Annotated in this window: 18 protein-coding genes and 1 pseudogene; 11 read left to right on the top strand and 8 right to left on the bottom strand. The window is 45.6% G+C overall.

Annotated features, from left to right (window positions below):
• Positions 1–6: 6 nt before the first annotated feature.
• The gene (locus tag Q0389_RS13480) at positions 7–570 is read left to right on the top strand and encodes a DedA family protein (protein ID WP_298695033.1); all 564 of its coding nucleotides are present in this window, start codon (positions 7–9) and stop codon (positions 568–570) included.
• On the opposite strand, the gene Q0389_RS13475 is transcribed toward Q0389_RS13480, so the two are convergent.
• The 8 genes from Q0389_RS13475 to leuA all read right to left on the bottom strand — a co-directional run bounded on the left by Q0389_RS13475 (position 567) and on the right by leuA (position 10,546).
• Positions 567–2,531 carry a penicillin-binding protein 1A gene (locus Q0389_RS13475; RefSeq protein ID WP_298695031.1) on the bottom strand — a complete coding sequence of 655 codons (1,965 nt, stop codon included), beginning with the start codon at positions 2,529–2,531 and terminating at the stop codon, positions 567–569. The two genes, Q0389_RS13480 and Q0389_RS13475, sit on opposite strands and share 4 nt — an antisense overlap.
• Positions 2,532–2,571: 40 nt before the next feature.
• A complete protein-coding gene (locus Q0389_RS13470; RefSeq protein ID WP_298695029.1) occupies positions 2,572–3,270 on the bottom strand; it encodes an ATP-binding cassette domain-containing protein in 699 nt (232 codons plus the stop codon).
• 4 nt (positions 3,271–3,274) lie between these two features.
• Complete coding sequence (locus Q0389_RS13465; RefSeq protein ID WP_298695027.1) at positions 3,275–4,381, bottom strand: pyridoxal phosphate-dependent aminotransferase family protein; 1,107 nt, start codon at positions 4,379–4,381, stop codon at positions 3,275–3,277.
• Positions 4,378–5,130 (bottom strand): M48 family metallopeptidase, encoded by a 753-nt coding sequence (locus Q0389_RS13460; RefSeq protein ID WP_298695025.1) that lies wholly within the window; start codon positions 5,128–5,130, stop codon positions 4,378–4,380. Before Q0389_RS13460 ends, Q0389_RS13465 begins: the two co-directional genes overlap by 4 nt.
• 10 nt (positions 5,131–5,140) lie before the next feature.
• Positions 5,141–5,686, bottom strand: a complete 546-nt coding sequence (maf, locus tag Q0389_RS13455; RefSeq protein WP_298695023.1) for a septum formation inhibitor Maf — start codon at positions 5,684–5,686, stop codon at positions 5,141–5,143.
• Entirely contained in the window at positions 5,687–6,226 is a 540-nt protein-coding gene (locus Q0389_RS13450) for a hypothetical protein (RefSeq protein ID WP_298695021.1), read from the bottom strand.
• Positions 6,223–8,775 (bottom strand): alanine--tRNA ligase, encoded by a 2,553-nt coding sequence (alaS, locus tag Q0389_RS13445; RefSeq protein WP_298695058.1) that lies wholly within the window; start codon positions 8,773–8,775, stop codon positions 6,223–6,225. Before alaS ends, Q0389_RS13450 begins: the two co-directional genes overlap by 4 nt.
• Positions 8,776–8,878: 103 nt before the next feature.
• Positions 8,879–10,546 (bottom strand): 2-isopropylmalate synthase, encoded by a 1,668-nt coding sequence (gene leuA, locus Q0389_RS13440; RefSeq protein WP_298695019.1) that lies wholly within the window; start codon positions 10,544–10,546, stop codon positions 8,879–8,881.
• 143 nt (positions 10,547–10,689) lie between these two features.
• Here leuA and Q0389_RS13560 point away from each other — a divergent pair.
• From Q0389_RS13560 to Q0389_RS13395, 10 genes and pseudogenes are all read left to right on the top strand, one after another.
• Positions 10,690–11,778: pseudogene (locus tag Q0389_RS13560) on the top strand (right-handed parallel beta-helix repeat-containing protein); the annotation flags it as partial.
• A 96-nt stretch (positions 11,779–11,874) separates the two neighbouring features.
• Entirely contained in the window at positions 11,875–14,913 is a 3,039-nt protein-coding gene (locus Q0389_RS13435) for a LamG-like jellyroll fold domain-containing protein (protein ID WP_298695017.1), read from the top strand.
• A complete protein-coding gene (locus tag Q0389_RS13430; protein ID WP_298695014.1) occupies positions 14,910–15,554 on the top strand; it encodes a type II secretion system protein in 645 nt (214 codons plus the stop codon). The genes Q0389_RS13435 and Q0389_RS13430 overlap by 4 nt, the downstream gene beginning before the upstream one ends.
• Before the next feature lie 2 nt (positions 15,555–15,556).
• A complete protein-coding gene (locus tag Q0389_RS13425; protein WP_298695012.1) occupies positions 15,557–16,429 on the top strand; it encodes a prepilin-type N-terminal cleavage/methylation domain-containing protein in 873 nt (290 codons plus the stop codon).
• On the top strand, positions 16,429–16,866 hold the full coding sequence (locus Q0389_RS13420) for a hypothetical protein (RefSeq protein ID WP_298695010.1): 438 nt from the start codon (positions 16,429–16,431) through the stop codon (positions 16,864–16,866). Before Q0389_RS13425 ends, Q0389_RS13420 begins: the two co-directional genes overlap by 1 nt.
• Entirely contained in the window at positions 16,863–17,312 is a 450-nt protein-coding gene (locus Q0389_RS13415) for a type II secretion system protein (RefSeq protein WP_298695007.1), read from the top strand. The genes Q0389_RS13420 and Q0389_RS13415 overlap by 4 nt, the downstream gene beginning before the upstream one ends.
• 58 nt (positions 17,313–17,370) lie before the next feature.
• The gene (locus tag Q0389_RS13410; protein WP_298695005.1) at positions 17,371–18,828 is read left to right on the top strand and encodes a hypothetical protein; all 1,458 of its coding nucleotides are present in this window, start codon (positions 17,371–17,373) and stop codon (positions 18,826–18,828) included.
• Positions 18,825–19,454 carry a hypothetical protein gene (locus Q0389_RS13405; RefSeq protein WP_298695004.1) on the top strand — a complete coding sequence of 210 codons (630 nt, stop codon included), beginning with the start codon at positions 18,825–18,827 and terminating at the stop codon, positions 19,452–19,454. The genes Q0389_RS13410 and Q0389_RS13405 overlap by 4 nt, the downstream gene beginning before the upstream one ends.
• On the top strand, positions 19,451–19,801 hold the full coding sequence (locus Q0389_RS13400; RefSeq protein ID WP_298695003.1) for a hypothetical protein: 351 nt from the start codon (positions 19,451–19,453) through the stop codon (positions 19,799–19,801). The genes Q0389_RS13405 and Q0389_RS13400 overlap by 4 nt, the downstream gene beginning before the upstream one ends.
• The coding region (locus tag Q0389_RS13395) for a secretin N-terminal domain-containing protein (RefSeq protein WP_298695002.1) at positions 19,798–20,506 on the top strand (709 nt) is incomplete at its 3' end. The genes Q0389_RS13400 and Q0389_RS13395, both read left to right, overlap by 4 nt.

Here is a 20,506-nt window from a genome sequence, read left to right as displayed (position 1 = left end):
ATTACTATGGATGATATGCTCAACAACCTCTCGACGTACGGTTACGCGGTCGTTTTTCTCTATTCGCTCGGCGGCGGCATGGTTGCGCTCATCGGAGCCGGAGTACTCAGTTTTATGGGTAAAATGGATTTAAGCATCGCTATCGCGATTGCCTTTGCCGCAAATTTTATCGGAGACTCGCTCCTTTTGTATATGTCCCGTTACCACAAACGTGAGATGATGGAATATTTTAAAAAACATCGCCGCAAGCTCGCTTTCTCTCATCTCCTCCTTAAACGTCACGGTTCGTGGATCATCATCATGAAAAAATTCATCTACGGCCTTAAAACTCTCGTTCCTCTGGCGGTGGGATTGACCAAATACGATTTTTGGAAATTCAGCGCTTACAATGCTTTAGGCGCATTGATTTGGGCAATCGTCGTCGGAGGGGGAAGCTATCTCTTCGGCGGTGTACTTATCGAGGGGTATAAACTGGTTGCCGGAAAACCCTATCTCGCTCCGATCGCTTTGATTCTTATCGGCGGAAGCATATGGTTTTATCTCTCTCAGGCAACCAAAAAGAGACGTTAGAAAAGTAACTTTTCTTCCGTTTTCGGTGCATTTTCCTGCGTCGCATCCGGTGCGGTAGAGGTATCGGTAAAGGCTTCCGTATCGTTCGCATCATCCGTCGGAGCGCGGTAAACACCGGCCGGAACATCAAAAGTACGTTTCGTATTTGGATAAATACGCAAAAGATCTTCGTAAAAATATCGAAATACCGGAGCGGCAGCGCGTCCTCCGGTCTCGCTTCGGCGCATCGGCGTATTGTTATCATGCCCGAACCAGACGATCGTCTCGACGCTCGGAGAGTATCCCGCAAACCATGCATCGACGTTTTTATTGGTCGTTCCCGTTTTTCCGGCGATCTCGATCCCTGCTACACGGGCATTGGTTCCGGTACCGTGGCGGACGACATCTTGCAAGATCGACGTCATCAGGTAGATCTGTTCAGGGGTATTGACCTGGCGGCTTTTGTTTTCATAGCGGATCGTCTCCCCTTTGGGCGTAATGACCTGACGAATCAAAATAGGATTGGTCAATGCCCCTCCGCTCGCAAACATCGTATAGTATTTCGCCAATTCAAACGGTGACAAAGAGATCGTTCCCAGTGCAATCGATAAATCAGGCGGAAGATTCTCAACGATTCCGTATTTTCGGAGCCCACCGGTGATTTTGCCGAAGCCGATATCGCTTACCATATTGATCGTCGCAAGGTTACGCGAATGGGTTAGAGCATCACGGATCGTAACCATCCCTTTGTACTCATTTTTATAGTTTTTAGGCTGCCAGACCTTCTCTTCTCCGTCTTCTCCGCCATACGAGTAGGTACGTGCGATATCCGGTACCAGAGAAGCGGGAGACATCCCGCTGTCAAGCGCTACCTGATACAAAAACGGTTTGAACGCCGATCCGGGTTGCCGTTTCGCCTGTGTTACACGGTTAAACGGGCTCAAAGAATAATCGTATCCTCCGACCATAGCCAATACTTCACCCGTATACGGATCGAGACTGATCAAGGCACCATTAAGCTCTTTTTGGATGTTCTCATCCAGTGCACCCGCTTCCTGAGCCCGTTTTATAATCTCTTCACGTCCTGATTGAAGCGCTTTATATCCAGATTCTTGCAATCTCATATCAATCGTCGTATAAATCTTGTATCCGCCGCTGCGGATATCGGGAAACGCATCTCCGAGCTGACGCATAACTTCGTCGATAACATAGGGCCCTGAATTTTTGCTCAACGTATCGTTGTACACCTTCGGACGTTCCTGAGTCGCTTTGTCATACGTCGCTTGATCGATCCAGCCTAGCTCAAACATCCGGCCGATAACACGGTTCGCACGTCCGAGACAGAGTTCATAGTTTTTCGTCGGTGAATAAAAATTCGGTGCTTTCGGAAGCCCTACAAGCATCGCCATCTCTTTAAGACTCAACTCTTTGAGCGGTTTGCGAAAATAGCCGTCTGCTGCCGTTTTGATCCCGTAGTAACCGTGTCCGAGATAAATCTCATTGAAATAGCGTTCCAAAATCTGCTCTTTCGTCAACTCCTGTTCGATACGGATGGCATAAAGAACCTCTTTGAATTTGCGGGAAAGTTTTTTCTCACGGGTCAGAAGGGTATTTTTGACCAGCTGCTGCGTGATCGTACTGGCTCCCTCTTTCAGTTTTCCGGCAGTGACGTCTTTGATGATCGCCCGCATAATCGCATCCGGATTAACCCCGTGATGTTCAAAAAAGGTTGTATCTTCGATCGCCAGCAATGCTTCGATCAAACGGGGAGGGATATTGGCATACGATACGTAGTAACGGTGCTCATCGCTGAAAAGATTGGCGATCTTGTTTCCGTTTCGGTCATATACTTCCGTTGTCAGGCGGGGTTGATAATTGATCAGTCTCTGCGTCTCATATTCGAAAGAGTATATGATGTACCCCAAAAAACCCACAGGAATCACGACGATGATCCCTAACATTATCCATAAATATTTTTTCATTTTTGTCCTTGAAGGTACGTTAACCGAATTATATAATGATTCAATTGCGAAATTCTCTGGTTTTAAACTCTGCTTCGATCAAACGCCGCGTGTACTCTTCTTTCGGGTCTCGAAGCACGTCTGCGGTCAAGCCTTTTTCGACGACTTTCCCTTCGTTAATCACACAAATCTCTTCACAGAGCGAAGCCGCGATGCCCATGTCGTGCGTGACGAACAATATCGAAAAACCCATCTTCTCCTGTAAACTTTTTAACAACGTAATCATAACCTCTTTTGATGTCGGATCGAGTGCCGTCGTCGGTTCATCCAGCAATAATAGTTTCGGATCGGAACCCAGTGCTATAGCGACGACGACCCGTTGCAGCTGTCCTCCCGAGAGTTCAGGAGGAAAACGTTTTAACAATCCCGTATCCAATCCCAAAAGATCGAACAGTTCAGAAGAACGTTCTTTCGTTATAAACATCTGATCTTTAATCCGTGTCAGCGGTGAAAGTGCCGTAAACGGATTTTGGGGAACCAATGCGATCGTTTTTCCCGCACTGAACTCAAAATCAGCCCGTTTTTCGAGTACAACCTCCAACGACGGTTCCAAAAGTCCCAAAAGCGCTTTCAGAGTCAACGACTTTCCGCTTCCGCTTTGTCCGACAAGCGCCAAAGAGCGGCGGATATCAAAATCGATATCGACCACCGTACGGTCCGCATGAGTGATGGTGAGTCGGTCGATAGAGATGATATTCATCGTGCTATTTTACCCAAATCGCTCTAAATCGCTCACACGCACTGCGCAAAACGCTCTCCTCGATATCCAAGCGTATTATCAGACGGATGATCGCCCTCTTGACCGTCGGTTGGCGGATTGCGCCCACCTGCATTCCCAGATTTTCCCGAAACCATGTTTGCCATTGCATCACTTGGCGGTTGTCTCCGATCTCGATCGGTACGATTAACCCTGCACACTCGATCCCAAGTACTTCGCGGACGATCGATTGACGCAGAGAAATCGACGCTTTAAGCTCCTGGACATGGGTTTGAATGTACTCCAGCGCATGATGGGCCAATGCCGTATCGTACAGAGACGGAGCGGTCGCGTAAATCACATTTTTGGCCCGGTTGATCAGATAGTCGCTGATATGTTGCGATGAGAGTACATAGGCACCGAAACTACCGTACGCTTTCCCTAGCGTCCCCATTTTTATCATCAGCGGCGTAGGAGGGATATCGTAATAATCGAGTATTCCCATCAAGTGTTCGCCGATCACACCGCTGCTGTGCGCTTCGTCTAGAATCAAAAGAGCTCCGTGTGCCATGGCAAGCTCGATGATATCACGGTCCAAACGGTCGCCGCCCATCGAATAGATCCCCTCTACTGCGACAATCGTGCGGCGCCCTCCGGCGCGCGAAAGTCCCTCTTTCAGAGACTCGGGATCGTTATGGGTGAAAAAAACGACCTCCCCCTCACACATCCGCGCACCTGCGATGCCGCTGGCATGGTACTCTTCGTCCATCAACAGCAGATCCCCTTTGCGGACCAGCGCTTCGATCAACCCGACATTCGCATTAAATCCGCTCCCCATCACGATCCCAGCCTCAAAGCCGTTCGCATCGCAGAGCGCTTTTTCAAACGCCGCATGGATCGGATGATAACCGTTTACCAGCATCGAAGCTTTCGGCGCATGCTCGTCGTAATGCGATAGTGTCTCGCATGCCTTTGCATGTAAATGCGGGTTGTGCGCCAATCCCAAATAATCGTTCGACGCCGCGTCGATCAGCTCGGGATCAATGAGCTTGCGTTCTCGGTAGCGTCCCGAACGTTTGAGCGCATTGAGCTCACTTTCGTATAAATGACTCATCGTTGTGCAGGCAGTTGCGGAATATAGGCTTTTATCGCATTGATCCTATCTGCATCCGCAGGATGGGTCGATAAGAAAGCCGGTGTTTTTTGGGAGTTTTTAGAGAGTGCCGCCATTTTTTCCCAAAATTTCAATGCCTGCTGCGGATTGTATCCCGCTTTCCACATCAGGTATACCCCGATTTGATCCGCTTCATTTTCGAATTTTCGGCTGTAGGGAAGAATCAATCCTACCTGAGAGGTCACCCCATAGGCCTGAGAATAGAGCGTTTGGTATTGCGAAGGGACGTTAAGGGCAGCCGCCAGTACCTGCGCACCGACGTTGCTGGCGGTCTGCATCGAAAGACGCTCTGCACCGTGGCGTGCCAGAGCATGGGCGATTTCATGCCCCATCACGGTCGCGATCTGATCGTCGTTTTCGGTTACCTTTAAAATTCCCGTGTAGAAAAAAACTTTTCCGCCCGGAAGACAAAAAGCATTCAGCGTATCATCTTCAATGACGGTAAATTCCCATGAATATTCCGAATGTCCGCTCACCGCCGCGATTCGTTCGCCGATTCTTTTGATACGCGCCTGGAGTGCTTTATCAGTGCTGACTTTCGACGTTTCCACTACCTTTTTCGCTTCGGTAGCCCCCATACTCATCTCTTCTTGAGAGGAGAGAAGGATAAACTGCGATCGGTTTGTAACCGGTGTTTTTGTACATCCGGCCATCAACACCCCGATCAAGAACAATAAACCGATTCTCATCCCTTCTCCTTTATCTGAATGTTTGGAGTACTTCGACACTGAGTCCCATCGCCGTACTCTCAAATCCCCGTACTTCACGGATATACGACTTGCAAAATCCTTCGACCATACACGCCCCCGCTTTACCGCGCCATTCACCGCTCTCGAGATAACGCTCCAGCGCATCCGAATCGAACGGATCGAAAAAATAGCGTGTCGAAGAGATATCCAGCAGTTCCAAGCGCGGTGTTTTATAGATCATGCAGGTGATAATGGAGACGTCCGAACCGCTCTGAGTTTGCAAAATCATCCTAGCATCCGCTTCGTCTTTCGCTTTGCGCAGTATTTTTCCGTGTGCGGTCACTACCGTGTCAGCCACCAAAAGAGGATAGTCTTCACATCCGAATTTTTCCAGATTGAGGCGGTATTTTCCCAGAGTAGCCTGATAGACAAAATTTTTGGGAGAGTCGGCGATAATCGCGTCTTCGTCAAAATCGATCGATTCTTGGATAAAAGGGATTCCCGCTGAGCGGAGAAGTTCTGCGCGGGTGATGGAGGCAGAGGCAAGACGCAACATTTATGCGTAGGCGCCCCGTAAAAACACACCGATATAGATGGCAATGACGCCCAATACGATATTGACAGGCACCATGTATTTCGCGATGAGACCCAAAGATGCTTTCGCCGTCTCGATGTCCCCCTGTTGAAGCGCTTTTTCGGCTTTATTACGACGGAACATCATAGCTCCGAGATTCACGGCCATAATGAGCCAAATAGCCTCTTTAATATGGACCGTGTTGTATAAGCTCATCGCATACGCGTCGATGACATTACCCGAAGCATCGAGAGCCGCCGCCCGAAAGCCCAGACCGACTGCCATGATAACTGCCGTCACGATCAGGATAATCACAAACGGCGTGACAATCGTAAAGAGACGTTTGAGCGTATGTGCCGCACGCTCCAAACGAAGCTTCGGATCGGTAATCATCGCCAAAGACTGATGGGTCGCAAAACGGATCGCAATCATCCCTCCGACCCATGTCACGGCACTGATAACATGCAAAAAGACGATTAACGTCCGGTGATGAGCAAATGTTTCGATTAAAAACTCTTTCATTGTGCAAGTTCCTTCGTAACGTACTCCAGTGCCGCCGCTTTCGCTTCGGCGATTTTCGTCACATCTTTTCCTCCGGCTTGGGCGAAGTCGGGACGTCCGCCCCCTCCACCGCCGAGGATCGGTGCAACCAATTTGATCCAGTCACCCGCTTTGACAGCCGTATTTTTAGCTCCTGCCGCGAGTAAGACCTTATCGTCTTTAATCTGGAAGAGGATCACCGCTACCGAATCGTGCTGATTTTTGAGCTCATCGATCCGCTCTTTGATATCTCCGGCACCCAGTTCGGCAACAACGACAGCCGTGTTGCCCATCATAGTGACGGCAAGCTCTTCTTTGGCAGAGGATGCCAATGCCGACATCTCTGCTTTCAATGTTTTAACCTGTTCTTTGAGTCTATCGATCCCTGCAAGGACGTCACGGTTTTTGACCGATGTTTCCACCTCTTCGAGGAGATGACGCTGAGATTTGAAAAGATTGTATGCCGCATTGCCGCATACCGCTTCGATACGACGCACTCCCGCACTCACTCCGCTCTCTTTGGTAATGATGAATGTTCCGATAGAGGAGGTATTATCGACGTGGATTCCTCCGCAAAACTCGACTGACGCCGTACCGAAATTGACGACACGGACTACGTCGCCGTATTTTTCACCGAACTGTGCTTTAGCACCGCTTTTTTTCGCTTCATCGATGCTCATCTCTCTCGTCATCCCTTCCAACGCGTGGAAAATATGGTAGTTCACCCTCTCTTCGACTAAAGCAATCTCTTCGTGAGACATCGCTTTAGGATGGGAGAAGTCGAAACGGAGACGATTATGCTCGACCAATGAACCCGCTTGAGAGATATGTTCGCCTAAAATCTCATACAATGCAGCATGCAATAAGTGCGTAGCCGAGTGATGTTTCGCGATCTCGTTACGCGAAGGATCGACGATAGCATCGACCGTCTCACCGACGCTTAGGCCCGCTTTGGTCTCGATGTGTGAAAGGTTCAAACCGTGGAATTTTTTCGTATCGGTGACAACTGCTTTGGTTCCCAAAACACCGCTGTCACCGCATTGTCCGCCGCTTTCGGCATAAAACGGCGTCTCTTCGAGAAGAACCCATCCGCTTTGATGCGCATGCAACGTCTCGACCCGCTCAAAATTTTCTCCCAAAAGCGCCTGAACCTTGACCGGTGCTTTGGTGTATGCATATCCGATGAAAGTATTGACTCCGAAAGTCTCGAGAAGGGTTTTAAAGTCCCCCTCTACTGCCGCATCTCCCGAACCTTTCCATGCCGCTTTCGCCCGCTCACGCTGCTCTTTCATCAACAATTCAAACGTCTCCGAATCAAGCGACATATTTTTTTCGCGGAGCATATCTTCGGTCAAATCCAGCGGGAATCCGAACGTATCGTAAAGTTTAAACGCCACTTCTCCGCTGAAAATCTCTTTGGTATTTTTGAGCTCTTCGTTGAAAAGCTCGATACCCGATGCGATTGTTTTGAAAAAACGCTCTTCTTCGAGCATGATCTGTTCTTTCACGACATTCAGTTTTTCAACGATGTAAGGGTATTGTTTGCCCATTAGTTCCGCAACAGTGTCGGCTACTTCGTACATAAACGGTTTGGTAAATCCAAGCAGGTATCCGTGACGCACGGCACGACGCAAGATACGGCGCAATACATAACCTCGCCCTTCGTTAGAAAAGTTTGTCCCCTGAGCCAGAAGGAACGTTACGGTACGGATATGATCGGCGATAACGCGGTACGATGCACCGCTCGCGTAGACGTACGGTTTGCCGATCAACGCTTCGACTTTACGGATAATCGGCATAAAAAGCGAACTGTCGTAGTTGCTCAAAGCCCCCTCGAGCACCGCGGTCGCACGCTCCAATCCCATACCAGTATCGATGGAAGGTTTCGGAAGCGCTCTGAGTTCCCCTTTGGCATTACGTTCATACTGCATGAAAACGAGGTTCCAGATTTCCAAAAACCGATCTCCGTCTCCCCCCATGTAGTCTTCCGGGCCGTTGAAGTGTTCGGCACCCTGGTCGATGAAGATTTCCGAACACGGTCCGCACGGTCCGGTATCTCCCATCTGCCAGAAATTGTCTTTGTCGCCTAGACGCATGATGCGGTCCGCGGCAATGTGTTTTTTCCATATCTCTTCGGCTTCGTCGTCGCTTTCGTGGACAGTAACCCAAAGTTTTTCTTTCGGCAGTTTCATCACTTCGGTAACGAACTCCCACGCATAGGCAATCGCTTCTTCTTTGAAATAATCACCGAAACTGAAGTTTCCGAGCATCTCGAAAAACGTGTGGTGACGTGCCGTGTGACCGACATTTTCAAGATCGTTATGTTTTCCTCCGGCACGGACGCAGGTTTGGGCACTGGTAGCTCTCGGGTTGGCGGGGATAGGGATATCTCCGGTAAAAATCGATTTAAACGGAACCATTCCCGCGTTGGTGAAAAGAAGCGTCGCATCATCCGGAACGAGTGGGGAACTCGCGGCACGCTCGTGTTTTTTTGATTCGAAAAAGGCCAAAAAGGCTTCGCGGACATCCATCATACTACTACTCGCAATACACTAAAATTGCGCGATTATAGCGAAGTTGGGGTAAAAGAGGAATTAGAAGATCTCCCGCCTAAGCGGGAATTAAAGTAAAAGGTTACGAAAACGCTCTATTTAAGGCACTAAACATCGCTTTAATCGAAGCAACGGTAATGTCATTATCACGCCCGACACCGAAATATTTTTTCAAATCATCGGTCTGAATCTCGATATACGCGACCGCCTCGGCACTTGAGAGTTCTCCGCGTGAGTGTTCGGAATACGAGAGAATTTTGAAATTGTGCGAATACTCCTGATTGAGCGCATTTTTGCATGCGTCGATCGGACCGTTCCCCTGCCCTTCGCTTCGGATCATTTTACCGTTATGGGTGTATTCAAGGACGCATTTTACCAACTTGTCTTTCGCACTCTCAGAGATAACCGAATAATCGACAAACTCGATGTCGTGCGGTTCGCCGAAATAGGTCTTTTCAAAAATAGCCAAAATCTCTTCGCTGGTGAGTTCCCGTCCCGCTTCATCGGTCACTTTCTGCACAATTGCACCGATTTCAGGATGCATTTTTTTCGGGAGTGAATATTCAAATTTATCTTCGAGGACATAGGCTACTCCCCCTTTGCCCGATTGGGAATTGATACGGATGATCCCTTCGTAATTACGCCCCACATCCTGCGGATCGATCGGCAAATACGGTACTTCCCAAAACGCATCCTCTTTGGCACGCTGATATGCCAACCCTTTATTGATCGCGTCTTGGTGCGATCCCGAAAACGCCGTATAAACAAGCTCTCCGACGTACGGATGACGCTCATGCGTTTTCATATCGGTACACTCTTCGACGACGCGAACGACGGTTTCCAAATCGCTGAAATCCAACTCCGGATCGACCCCCTGCGTGTACATGTTGAGCGCCAATGTGATGATATCGACGTTTCCAGTACGCTCACCGTTACTGAGCAACGTCCCCTCGACACGATCGGCTCCCGCCAACAAGGCAAGCTCCGTTGCCGCAACCGACGTACCGCGGTCATTATGAGTGTGGGTCGAGATCAATACGTGCTCACGATTCGTCAAATGGCGGCTCATCCACTCGATCTGATCGGCATACACGTTCGGTGTCGCCATCTCGACGGTCGCCGGAAGATTGATCACCACTTTACGTTCCGCACTGATCCCCCATCGATCGGTTACGGCGTTACAGATGCGGGCGGCAAATTCCAACTCCGTCCCCGTAAAACTCTCCGGAGAATACTCGAGCATAATCTCGCCGTCGTGTTTTTCCGCACGGGCTTTAACCATATCGACACCTTCGAGTGCCAACGCAATGATATCGTCTTGCTCTTTTCCGAAGACGATTTTACGCTGGGCTACCGACGTCGAGTTGTACAAATGGACGATCGCTTTTTTGACCCCTGCGAGCGCTTCAAACGTTTTATCGATCAAATGTTCCCGAGCCTGAACCAGCACCTGTACCGTCACGTCATCGGGAATCATTTTTTGCTCTACGAGGGTACGCAAAAAGTCAAATTCGACTTTGGAAGCGGAAGGAAATCCCACCTCGATGTTTTTAAATCCGAGTTTCAGCAAGAGTTTGAAAAGAGAAAGTTTTTGATCCAAATTCATCGGGGTGATCAACGCCTGGTTTCCGTCGCGAAGATCGACGCTGCACCAGATCGGGGCGTGCGTGATGGTTTTGGACGGCCAAACACGGTTTGGCAAATCGACTTGAGGATAAGGGCGGTATTTGCCCGTGGATATATATTTCATACGAAACTCCTTACAAATTTCTCTCCTCATTGCCCTTGCTAAAGCAAATGAGTGGCGTGATTATAGCAAAAAGGGCTTTTACTGTTATTATGGGAAAAAACATTATAATAAAACTTTGAACTCGATAAAATAGGGAGTATTAAATGAATTTTAGTCTTAAAACAGCTTTTCTTTCTCTCTTGTTTATCTTAAATCTTCAAGCAGATATCTACATAGTCGACACTCATTATTCAGGAAATATAAATTCAGCCTGTGAAAACGGTGACCACCTATATAATAATATAAAAAATGCTGTAAATGCTGCTAGCAGCAACTGGAATAATACTTCGCATACAATCCGAATTTGTCCGGGAACATATAACGAAAACAATATATTTCTGGCCAATGCACTCACTAATGGAACAATAGAATCCACTACAGGAGATAGAAATGATGTTCTTATCCAGTCTTCAAGTAGCACTAATCCTATTTTTTTGATCACTGGCTATCTTTCCAATTTCACACTCAAAAATCTTTCTATCAATAGTACCAAAAATAGAGGAATCAGTCATTCTAACGGCAATTTTCAAAATTCTCTACTTCAAAACCTCTTTATTTCTTCTGCAAATGAAGCATTGTATTTCAACCAAATTGGCAATGTCACATTTAAAGATATGGATTTAACATCGAATAGCGGTAAATGTTTTTACTCAGCAAGTCCTACAAATTCCCTTACAATAACAACTCAAGATCAGTCCTATAATACCTTTACATGTGCATCCAGCGGGATAGATTTAGGTGGCAGTACACAAAATTATTCTATCAGCCATACAAAGATTACTACGACCACAACCAATGCAGCATCAATCACAGCTACTAAAGCTGATACACTCACGATAGATGACATAGTCAGCGATAGTTCTTCCAAGGGAAGCGGGATTTGGATTGACGGTACAGTCAATATCTTAAATCTTCAAAATTCTATTTTTAAACATATAAGTAATGAAGCCATCTATTGCAAGAGACTAGCTTCAAGTGGAACGATCATCAATAACAACTCTATTGACGGCGGCTCACGCGGAATTTATTTAAAAGATTATTCTAATCCTGTCACAATACAAAATAATATTATTAAAAACACATCCTATTATGGATTATACCTTTTAGATACTGCCGCTTGGCGAGGATCGCAAATCGACCATAACTGTTTCATTAACAACTCTCATAGTGCCTATTCAAGAGAGAATAATGCGAACTTTGACAATGGAACGACGGGAAATTACTGGAGCGATTGGTCAGGAAGCGGAAGCTATTCTATCCCCAATATTCCAAGATATGACAATCATCCTATGAATAGCTGTTCATTAGATAAATCGATACCTATTGCCGACTATCGGATGGATGAATGCAGTTGGAACGGCTCAACAGGAGAAGTTCTCGATAATAGTTCAAATGGATATAACGGCGCACTCCAAAAGAAAACCATGATTTTAAGTAGCGGAATCATAGGAAATGCACCATCTTCTTTTGATAACGATTCATATGTCGAAATACCAAACTTCCCAAATCTCACGTCAAATATGACAATTACGGCATGGTTCAAAACAACGGATATCACTAAAGCGGGTCAGAGAATTTTTGAAGATGATCAATCCAATAGCGGCGGTTATGCCATCAGTGTCGGAGACGGTGGAAGCGGCACGATACGCTTTTACGACCGAAGTCAAAGCGACTCGGGGATCATCGATTCAGATGCCGTTTTACAAAATAATACATGGTATTTTGTAGCGGCTGTTACTGATATTGCAAATTTAAAGCGTTATTTGTATCTTTATAACGCCGACGGTACTCGTATCAATCAAAAAAGCTCATCAATTGACAATCCCTCCCGCGGTAGTGATACCGGTGTTGCCACCATAGGAGGAGAACCCGATGGCGGAGAAACAGGAAATCGCTTCAAAGGGAGTATTGATGAAGTAAAAGTCTTTTCGACTCCTCTATCACAAACACAAATCGAAACCATTCTCTCAAATGAGAAACAAGGGCTTAATTACGACGGTACATCCCGAACAGCAGTATGCTGCTGCGTCCCTAGCGGAGGGAATCTTATCGCCAATCCGAGTTTTGAAACTCTGTGTAATTCAAATATCATCGCTACTTTCAATAACGTAGCCGGCGGTACTGCACGTTCACGTAGCGGTCTTTGCGGTTGGGAAGTCGCCTATGGCATTGAAACATGGGAAAATACAACTTCTCCTGCTGCGAGCGACGGAAGCGTTTTTGTCGAACTCGACGGAGCCAGTAATCATATCGATAAAATTTGGCAAACTCTTGATACGACAGAAGATCAAACATATATTATCCAATTTGACTATCGGAAACGGTCCACTTCTTATAAAGAAGGGATCATAGCAAAATGGAACGGTGTCGAAATCGCCAGTGTAGATGGGTTGACGACAAAATGGCAAACGGCCCAGATTGAGGTGGTAGGGACATCCGGATTAGACACTCTTACTTTTGAAGAACCGGCTGCATCAGACGATTCTATAGGTAGCTGGATCGATAATATTCGAGTTATCGGAGGGGCATTTACTACTCCAAAACGATACTCTTTCGATGCGTGGGATTCATTTCGTACCATAAGCGACCGTAACATCTCGACCAAAATCGTCAATCAACCGTTTACTCTGAGTGTCGCATCGCTCAATACTTCCAACACCGCTTTACAAGATTTTAACGGCACCGTTTGTGTACAAATCATCGACACTATTTCCGGCAATCAGCTTGGAGACCGCAGTTGTAGCGTTTGGAATCCTCTGCAAAGCACAATATATACTTTTGCCTCATTAAGTGCCACCAAAAATGCCGCGGCTAAAATCGCATGGAAAAAAAGTGACCTCAGCGGTACGTTCACCGTCGGGAGCGAAGATAACGCGACTCTCTCCAGTGACCGTTTCGCCATCCGTCCCGCATCGTTTGCGATCAATGCCCCTATTGCTGTTGCCGGAAAAGATTTTAATATCACTTTTTCCGCTCCCAATGCAAGCAGCATACCGTCACTTGACTATAATGAAACTGTCGGAGGCAGCTTTGATGTCTCTATTGCTGAGCAAAAACCGATTTGCACAATGGGATCATTTACATCGACACCTTCTCTTAATCTTTTTTCATTTATAGACGGATCAAAAGTTTTAACTGCCCGATACAGTGAAGTCGGAATACTCGATATCAATATCTCTGACCTAGAAAAGCCGTGCGGATCAATGTATGCCAACATCGATTGTGACGATGCCGATATAGCAGGATACTATACCCAAGCCTCCGATTTACCAATCGGACGTTTTCAAAGTCATATTACGATCATACCAGACCATTTTGACGTCAATGCTACTTTATCCAATGCCGGAAACGGTTTTACTTATCTTTCAAATGATCTAAATATGTCCGCGCAACTCGCACTAATCATTACCGCTAAAAGTGATGCAAACACCACTACCAAAAACTATAATACGGAGTGTTACGCAAAATCGACATACTATGCCATCGATTACAATACCTTATCAATCACGCCGACGTCTAATTTAACAAAACTAATCTATTTTGAAACCAACACATCTTCTTCAGGCAGTGTCGAAACCTCCGCAACTGCCTTTAATTTGATGAATCTTCCTAAAACGATTTTTGGAACCGATACGAACGGAACGGCAAATCTCACTGTCTTACTCAATTTTGACCGTAACGAAACAAAACCCGTTAATCCTTTTAATCTCACTGTTAATACTGTCCTTGTTACTGATGCTGATGCCAGCGGCACAGGAATTCCTACAGATGATGCAACGTTTATCTACGGTCGTGTTCGAGCCTATGATGTTACGACCAACGAAGCCTCTGCTCCGAATCCTATCGAATTTGAAGTCTACAGCACCATACCGACCGGGTATGTGAGCGGAATGCCTCAAAATGTTCTACATTGGTACCGTAATACATATCAAGATGATAATATTTTCGGTTCCATTCTTTCAGGCGATGACTTTCCGACATCAACACTAACAGGCACTTCAACAACAATTAGCATCGATTCAACACCAATTCCACAAAACGGTATCCAATCTATTCAAATTAACAACCCTAATCAAATTACCGATCCAAAATATATCCATCTCACTATTCCGACATGGCTTTGGTATTCTCAAAAAAACTCCTATAGCTATGCGAATGGCACAACATGCAAACAGCACCCTTGCTTCTTATATCGATACTTCAACACCCCCAACGCCGATACGTTAAAAACGACAAAAGGAGTCAACAGCGGTGTATTCGGGGGAAGTGACTTTGATATGGAGCCGGCCAATAATACTATTCAAAAAGGAATTAAAGTATTTCGATGAGAAAAGGACTTACCCTCATAGAACTAATATTATCAATGGTAATAATCGGGATCGTTTTTACCGTCATTCCTCGTCTTATTATGTCGATGAACCAAAGTACAAAGGTAATTATTAAAGAAGAAGCAATGTACAACGCTATGGCAAAAATCGGCTCAATTATTAATCTTCCATGGGATGAAAAAAATACTGACAATGACCAAATTTTAAGTGTCACAAATCACAATAATTATGATTGCAACCTCTCTAATATAGAAGCTTATTACCGATTAGGCGGATTTATCGGAAGCCGAAACTGCCGATTGAGTGGCAATGGTTTGCTTTTATCGGCTTCTTCATTAGGACATGATAATATTGCGATGAATGATTATAACGATATTGATGACTTTAATGGAACTATAACCGTAGCGACAGGGGGATGTGACAATACTCCTAAATACACTATCGGTACAACGGTAATCTATACTCCTGACAATGGAATTGGATCAACAACCGGAACAACGAATACAAAAACTATTCAGGTTAAAATAGGCTATAACATTGCTCATAAATTCTATGATCCGGCTAAAGAAAATTGTATTGTCGATTTAAATTACACTGCATACAATATCGGCCATATTCAAATTAACCATAAGGAATGGTAAAAGTGCGTCGTCACGCTTATACCCTTATAGAGATTATTATTACTATTGCGATTACCGGAATACTCTCGATAGGAATGTTTAAAGCATTCGAAGCGATTACATTACGAAGTGAAAAAGCCAAAATTCTTACTACTCTCTCACTTGATTCACAAAGTGCTCTAGATCAACTTAGTCTCATGCTCTATAACCGTGCACCGATGTCACTCAAAGGATGTACTAATACTTTAGATTGTGTTTTATTAGATGAAGCAACAACTAATAAAACAATATTACAATGGTACGGTACGGCAAGTGAAAGCTATTTAGCAGGTACATACAGTGGATTTATTGATCTGGATAATTCACAAACTGATCGTGCGACAAAAACACTTTATACTCCTAATACTTTCAAAATTACTTTTGAAAATAATCAAAGTGCAAAATGGCATAGAACCTTTAATATCAACGATCTTGGGCTAATATTTGCAGGTAGTTTTGAAAATGGTATAGCAAATGAAGCCTATAAAATAAACTCTATTAATAATAATCTTATCCAACTTGCCGATACCACTACAATTGATACTATTTATGAAAAATACTATTTGGTCGATACCGCTTATGCAGTGACACGTAAAGCTGATGTCAAAACTTTATCCTGTCCAAATCTCCCTACTAATATAAATGATAATACTCTGTTACTTTTCTACGATTACCGTCCATGGAATAATGAAAACTTTTGCGCAAACGGAAAAATCAGTATTCTTTCACTTAATGTAAATGCATTTAACGCACGTCTCATCAATGGAACAATTCGTTTGGGAATAGACATGAATGCTACTGCTGGAAAAATGACCGCCAACCCCGTACGATTATCCAAACAAAAGGTTGTGTTCTAATGCGCCACGCATTCGGACTGCCGCAGGTACTGCTCATCATCCTCTTTATCGGAGGAATCGTAACCGTCACCATGCGTTACGCATCTTTGGGGGCACAACATTATGCCGACAGCTACACGAGAGAGCAGGCGGAACTTTTTCTCCAAAGCGCTACAGAGGCCGCCTTGCTGGAAATCAGCGGTTACTCTCGTACCGACGGAAGCTGTTTTCCCGGCCTTACCGTACACTCTTCGGACGGCAAATTTGATGCCAACGTCATTATCGAACACTACTATCTCGCAGACGGAAGCAGCTGTAATAATGTCCCTTACACATCGATCCAATACGCAAAATCCAACGGAATCATCAGTATGCGTATTATCGTAACATCAGCTAACAATAACAGCAAGGTCCTCCATCCGATCCGCTTGGAACGAAGGAGTTTGCAACACCCATGAGAAATGCATTTTCATTAATCGAGTTGATCTTTGTCATTGTCCTCATCGGTGTCCTCAGCGGTATCGGTTTTTATCTAAGCCGTCCCGATTACGCTCGTCAGGATGCCCAATATACCCTTCTAATGCTCAAAGAGGCCCGATACCGCGCGCTCGGTTTTGATGCGTATGACCCCTCCGGCTGCGTTACATTGACGCCCAATGCTCTTTCCAATAATGCAACGCCTACTCACACTATCAGATCAACCATTACTATCGATTACCCTACTAATCCGAATCTCACAACTCTTTGTTTTGACGGTATAGGCCGTCCGCATGAGGGCAATTCTATAACATTAAATACGCTAATACAAACAGATATGAACATAACTTTTAAAAATAGTGATAAAAACAGCACCATTCGCCTATTTAACGGAACGGGATATGCTATAATCCCTTGCAATAACTAATTTTATTTTTTAATTTTGCCGATATAACGCATATAAAAAAAACGTGGTAAGCAGGGATATGGAAGAACAAAAAGTACTTTTTGTAGAACATGATAAACTCCGCACGTACCTAAACGGAGTATTCAATCAACCTTCACCGAATGAGTGTAAAACGCTTCGTTCCGGTGCCGTTATTCCCATCTCTCTTCTCAGTACCCATACTCTAAAACTTCCCGACCGCCTGAGCGAGGAAGAGCTTCGGATTCAAGTGGAAATCCGAATGTTCGAAGAGGGGAATCTAAGTGCGGACGAAGAGTATACCATCGACTTTATCCGTCATTCTATTGCGACGGAAGAGAGCATTCTGGTCGAAGTATTCGCCCTCTCGCATCTAAAAGCCGATGAGTACTTTGCCGAGTCTTTGACCAAATCGCCCGTCATCGATACGATCGTCCCGGGCTTTATGGTTTACGGAGCGCTTTACCCAACATTGCCGCTGCAAAATGACCTCTTCCTCTACTGGGGAGACGAAGAGGCCTATGCCGCGATCTATCAAGAGGGACGTTATATCGCTCACCGGAGTATCGAAACCCTTGCCTCTATAGCGGTCGAAACCGGATTGGATTTAAACAAACTTAAAAACTTCCTCTCGACCAAAGGGCTTATCGAAGAAAATTACCTCCCTGAAGAACTCAACAAATATATCCTTCTTCAAGAACGGATTGCAAAAAACATTGAGCGTATCGTCCATACGATCAACCACAAACGGGGTCTTTTCGGCCTTAGCGGTATCGACAACTGTTATCTTGATTTCGGAGGCAAAACGATTCCGGGCATCGGAGGGATTTTTAATGCCTACGGCATCAATGAGATTTCAATATTGCCGATTGTACGCGATAATACCCCACCCGGAAACATCCATGACGCCTTATGTGCCGACTTTTTTGCACTCCCGCCGCAGAAAGGGTTCAACCTATCGCCATATCTGCGCAAAGCTCCGTGGTATCAGCGCGAAAGCGGCAGATTCACCTTTATCGTCGGAGGTGCTTTGGCACTTGTCGTTCTCCTCTCCATCGGAATCGGAGGAATGATATACTCCAAGCAAAATGAATACGATGCACTCAGCGCTCATTTGGATGAACTCAAAAAAAAGACGACCGAACTCGCATCAACCCTCAAACATAATACGGCACAGCTTAAAACTCAACAGGCAAAAAGCGAAGCCCTCGAAACAGAGATTTCTCTCTATCACGGAGCCGAAGAGACGGCAACGCTCGTGCGCGACATGCATGCCTCCCGCCAACAATTTCTGCTCGATGCTACCTCGGAGTTGGGCCGCTACGGGCTTGGGACGATGCTGATGGAACAAAACGGTTCAAAAATCATGAATCTCCACATCATCGCCGATGACCGCAAACGAGACGACATCGCCAAATTTATGCGGGGAATGTACACCCGCGGCTATCAGGATGTCCAAACCCGCGAGATCAAACTCGATAACGGTTTTTATAACAGTCTGGTGACGGTGACCCGATGAGTACTTTGGAAGTTCAAATGGAAAATCTTGACGAGCAGTTACAAAAATATACTCCCGCTCAGCAGTGGATGATATCTATCGGAAGTGCGTTGGGAATCATTTTGATGGGATGGATGTTTTACCTCTCCGATGCGGTTGATGAACTCAATACGCTAGACGAGCAAAACAGTGCACTCTCTAGACAAATAAACGAAAATTCTCCGGAAGCGTATAAATCCAAGATCGTGCAAACAGCCGAAATGATTGTCAAAGAGGAGAGAAAAACCGCTTCGCTCGAAACAGACAAGCAAGCGCTTTTACTCCAAATGGCGGCTTCGGGAGAGATGCTTTTCGATAATCGCCAATACGCTAAAACGCTCGATCTGTTATTAGAGCGTTCGGTCCGTCTCGGACTCAAGATCGAAATGATGGAATCCGAAGAAAGCGACAAAAACTTCTTCGGAAAAGTGCGCGAATATAAAATTCTGACAATTACCGGTACCGGCAATTTTATCGCCATTGCCGATTTTCTAACGTTTATCGAAAGCCAACACGGCTTGATACAGATTCAAAACGTCCAAATCAGCTCGGATGAAGAAAAACCCCGCTTTAAAGCCGTCATCCTCTATATGGGGGTCTCTCTATGAGACGAACCTTGTTAATCCTGAGCATTATCTTACTTTCCTGGACTCCATTCGTACACGCCAAGATGTACGACCCGTTTCGTAAAACGGCTAAAACCGTATCATCTGCAAACGGCCTGATTCCTCCTCCGCCGATGATTACCGAAGCTCCCGTTCCGACAGTCGTCAGTGCTATCATGAACAATAAAGCCTATATCAACGGTGCATGGTACAAAATCGGAGACCGTGTCAACAATAAAGAGATCACATACATCCAAAACAATTTCGTCGGGTTTAAAGATGAAAACCGCCTCACGATGATCAGTGTCACCCCAACCCGCCACGTACTCGGGACAAAGGAACTTCCATGAAAAAAATCTTTTTACTCCTACTGCTTATCGCAACTCTCCTTCAAGCGCAGGAGTGTGATAACAAACGGTTCAGCCTAAGTGCCTACCAAAACCGAGGATCGGCTCTGACACTGATGGATCTCGTACGTGACGTCGCTCAGACATGTCAGATCAGTGTCATTTTTGAAGATCAACGGGCGAAACAACGCTTGTCTCAACCTTTGGATATGGTCAATATTCAAGATTTCAGTCTCTCCGAGCTGTTTGCGTTCATCTTCGACGAACACAATCTTTTTTATACCTATGACGCGTCCAAAGGAGTCGTACGGGTTACCTACAATAAAACAGTCAATCTCAATATCGACTATATCAATATGTCCGAACTGATTACCGAATCGACCAAATCGATTACGGTCGGGCCCGGAACCAATACGGGTGCGGCAACCAGTAATAGTAACGGATACAGCGGCAGTTCTTCGAATAATAACAACTACAGCTCTTCCGGTTCAAATTCCAACAACTCCGGGAGCGGATCCAATACGGACTATACCAATGTACGGGCTATCTCTACCTTTACCTTCTGGGATCAAATGCGCGAGCATATCCAACAAATCTTGCAAGTCGATGAAGAGTATGATCCGAACATCAATAAAACTCTGGTTAACCGCGATGCCGCAGTCGTGACGATCACCGGAACCAAACGGCAAATCGATTCGGTACAACGTT

Origin of the sequence: uncultured Sulfuricurvum sp. (assembly GCF_937936435.1) — a bacterium.
In the GTDB taxonomy this organism is placed as follows: domain Bacteria; phylum Campylobacterota; class Campylobacteria; order Campylobacterales; family Sulfurimonadaceae; genus Sulfuricurvum.
Note: the sequence above shows the minus strand (reverse complement) of the source record. Positions and strands in the feature narration are given on the sequence as shown.

Excerpts from the sequence above, each read along its gene's own strand:
- Q0389_RS13480 (WP_298695033.1), top strand. The coding sequence starts at position 7 with ATGGATGATATGCTCAACAACCTCTCGACGTACGGTTACGCGGTCGTT.
- Q0389_RS13475 (WP_298695031.1), bottom strand. The coding sequence starts at position 2,531 with ATGAAAAAATATTTATGGATAATGTTAGGGATCATCGTCGTGATTCCT.
- Q0389_RS13470 (WP_298695029.1), bottom strand. The coding sequence starts at position 3,270 with ATGAATATCATCTCTATCGACCGACTCACCATCACTCATGCGGACCGT.
- Q0389_RS13465 (WP_298695027.1), bottom strand. The coding sequence starts at position 4,381 with ATGAGTCATTTATACGAAAGTGAGCTCAATGCGCTCAAACGTTCGGGA.
- Q0389_RS13460 (WP_298695025.1), bottom strand. The coding sequence starts at position 5,130 with ATGAGAATCGGTTTATTGTTCTTGATCGGGGTGTTGATGGCCGGATGT.
- maf (WP_298695023.1), bottom strand. The coding sequence starts at position 5,686 with ATGTTGCGTCTTGCCTCTGCCTCCATCACCCGCGCAGAACTTCTCCGC.
- Q0389_RS13450 (WP_298695021.1), bottom strand. The coding sequence starts at position 6,226 with ATGAAAGAGTTTTTAATCGAAACATTTGCTCATCACCGGACGTTAATC.
- alaS (WP_298695058.1), bottom strand. The coding sequence starts at position 8,775 with ATGGATGTCCGCGAAGCCTTTTTGGCCTTTTTCGAATCAAAAAAACAC.
- leuA (WP_298695019.1), bottom strand. The coding sequence starts at position 10,546 with ATGAAATATATATCCACGGGCAAATACCGCCCTTATCCTCAAGTCGAT.
- Q0389_RS13435 (WP_298695017.1), top strand. The coding sequence starts at position 11,875 with ATGAATAGCTGTTCATTAGATAAATCGATACCTATTGCCGACTATCGG.
- Q0389_RS13430 (WP_298695014.1), top strand. The coding sequence starts at position 14,910 with ATGAGAAAAGGACTTACCCTCATAGAACTAATATTATCAATGGTAATA.
- Q0389_RS13420 (WP_298695010.1), top strand. The coding sequence starts at position 16,429 with ATGCGCCACGCATTCGGACTGCCGCAGGTACTGCTCATCATCCTCTTT.
- Q0389_RS13415 (WP_298695007.1), top strand. The coding sequence starts at position 16,863 with ATGAGAAATGCATTTTCATTAATCGAGTTGATCTTTGTCATTGTCCTC.
- Q0389_RS13410 (WP_298695005.1), top strand. The coding sequence starts at position 17,371 with ATGGAAGAACAAAAAGTACTTTTTGTAGAACATGATAAACTCCGCACG.
- Q0389_RS13405 (WP_298695004.1), top strand. The coding sequence starts at position 18,825 with ATGAGTACTTTGGAAGTTCAAATGGAAAATCTTGACGAGCAGTTACAA.
- Q0389_RS13400 (WP_298695003.1), top strand. The coding sequence starts at position 19,451 with ATGAGACGAACCTTGTTAATCCTGAGCATTATCTTACTTTCCTGGACT.